This is a genomic window from Thioalkalivibrio sp. ALR17-21, assembly GCF_000420185.1.
Taxonomy (GTDB): Bacteria; Pseudomonadota; Gammaproteobacteria; order Ectothiorhodospirales; family Ectothiorhodospiraceae; genus Thioalkalivibrio; species Thioalkalivibrio halophilus.
Window position 1 is genome coordinate 1 of sequence record NZ_ATUL01000058.1, and the last position, 1,930, is coordinate 1,930.

Below are 1,930 nucleotides of genomic sequence, written 5' to 3' on the forward strand. Positions count from 1 at the left end.
ATGACGGTAACCACTTACAATGACGGGAACCCAACCGGCCCCGACAAGCCCGGAACCCCGTCATTGCGAGGGTCCGAAGGACCCGTGGCAATCCGTCAGGGATCGTCCTTCCACGCTGCAAGGGCCCGCCGGGCGACGTCGCCGGGGAAGCCGCGACCGGCCAGGTGACGCAGCATGCGCGCTTCGTCCTCGCGGGCCTCGGGGGGTTGGCGGAAATGCCGTTCGAGCTGGCCGCGGGCCTGCTCGACCCAGTCGACCTCCAGCGCCTCGATGGCGAGGCTCACGGTGTCGCCATCGATCCCGTTGTGCGCGAGTTCGGCGCGGATGCGCTGCTCGCCGTAGCCCTGGCCGACGCGGTGGCGCGCCATGGACTCGGCGTAACGGGTCTCGTTGAGGTAATCCAGTTCGCGCGCACGCTCCAGTGCGGCATCCACCGCGTCCCGCTCGAAGCCGCGCTCCGCCAGCTTGCGCGCGAGCTCCGGTGCAGCGTGTTCGCGCCGCACCAGGAGCTTGAGCCCGGCCTCCAGGGCCGCCTCGGGATCGGCCGGGTCGACCGGCGCCCCGCCCTTACGACGGGCTTTCGGCATCCTCGACCGCCGCCTCGGCGTCGTCGTCCGTCCCCTTGCCGCCGGCCGACGGCAGATAACGCTCGCGCAGGTTGCGTTCGAGCTCCTCGGCCTTGTCCGGGTTGTCCTTCAGGAACTGCCGGGCATTCTCCTTGCCCTGCCCGATACGTTCGCCGTTGTAGCTGTACCAGGCCCCGGCCTTGTCGATCAGGCCTTCCTTCACGCCCATCTCGATCAGCTCACCCACGCGCGAGATCCCCTCGCCGTACAGGATCTCGAAATGCGCCTCCTTGAACGGCGGCGCCATCTTGTTCTTCACCACCTTCACGCGGGTCTCGTTGCCGATCACCTCGTCGCCCTTCTTGATCGCACCGATGCGACGGATATCCATGCGCACCGAGGAATAGAACTTGAGCGCGTTGCCGCCGGTGGTGGTTTCCGGGCTGCCGAACATCACGCCGATCTTCATGCGGATCTGGTTGATGAACACCACCAGCGTGTTCGAGCGCTTGATGTTGGCCGTGAGCTTGCGCAGCGCCTGCGACATCAGGCGCGCCTGCAGACCGACGTGCGAATCGCCCATCTCGCCCTCGATCTCGGCCTTGGGGGTGAGCGCCGCCACCGAGTCGACGATCACCACGTCCACCGCGCCCGAACGCACCAGCATGTCGGCGATCTCCAGCGCCTGCTCGCCGGTATCCGGCTGCGAGACCAGTAGATCGTCCACGTTCACGCCCAGCTTCTCGGCGTAGGTCGGATCCAGCGCGTGCTCGGCGTCCACAAACGCCGCCGTACCGCCGGCCTTCTGCGCCTCGGCCACCACCTGCAGGGTCAGGGTCGTCTTGCCCGAGGATTCCGGACCGTAGATCTCGACCACGCGCCCGCGCGGCACGCCGCCGATGCCCAGCGCCACATCCAGCGCCAGCGAACCGGTGGAGATCGAGGGCACATCCACCGCCTGGCGGTCCCCCATGCGCATCACGGCGCCCTTGCCGAACTGTTTCTCGATCTGACCCAGCGCGGCCGTCAGGGCCTTCTTGCGATTTTCGTCCACGGTTTGCCTCCGGAATGGATAATGCTCGGGCGGTTAGGTGCGGGAGTATCCCACAGGCGGGGGGGCGGACCCAAAGACATCCGAACTCGCCCGAAGGAACTCGCCCGAAGCAACTCCCCCGCCGCCTGACTCCGAGATCCCCACCCGCCCCACTTCTTTTGTGACTCATGCACCTTGACCAGCAACAACACATACGGGAGGGTTTTCCGACAAACAACGCCCTGACCACGGAGTGGTTAATGCCTTCTCGCAACGGACTGTTCTTCACCCTCGCGCGTGCGGGGGTGGACCCCGGGACCCTGCCCGCCGT

Annotated in this window: 2 protein-coding genes; both read right to left on the reverse strand. The window is 66.9% G+C overall.

What is annotated here, in order from left to right; genetic code table 11:
- Positions 1-95: 95 nt before the first annotated feature.
- A complete protein-coding gene (locus G020_RS0114505; RefSeq protein ID WP_019590337.1) occupies positions 96-587 on the reverse strand; it encodes a regulatory protein RecX in 492 nt (163 codons plus the stop codon).
- On the reverse strand, positions 568-1,620 hold the full coding sequence (gene recA / locus G020_RS0114510; protein ID WP_024330096.1) for a recombinase RecA: 1,053 nt from the start codon (positions 1,618-1,620) through the stop codon (positions 568-570). Before recA ends, G020_RS0114505 begins: the two co-directional genes overlap by 20 nt.
- Positions 1,621-1,930: the final 310 nt, after the last annotated feature.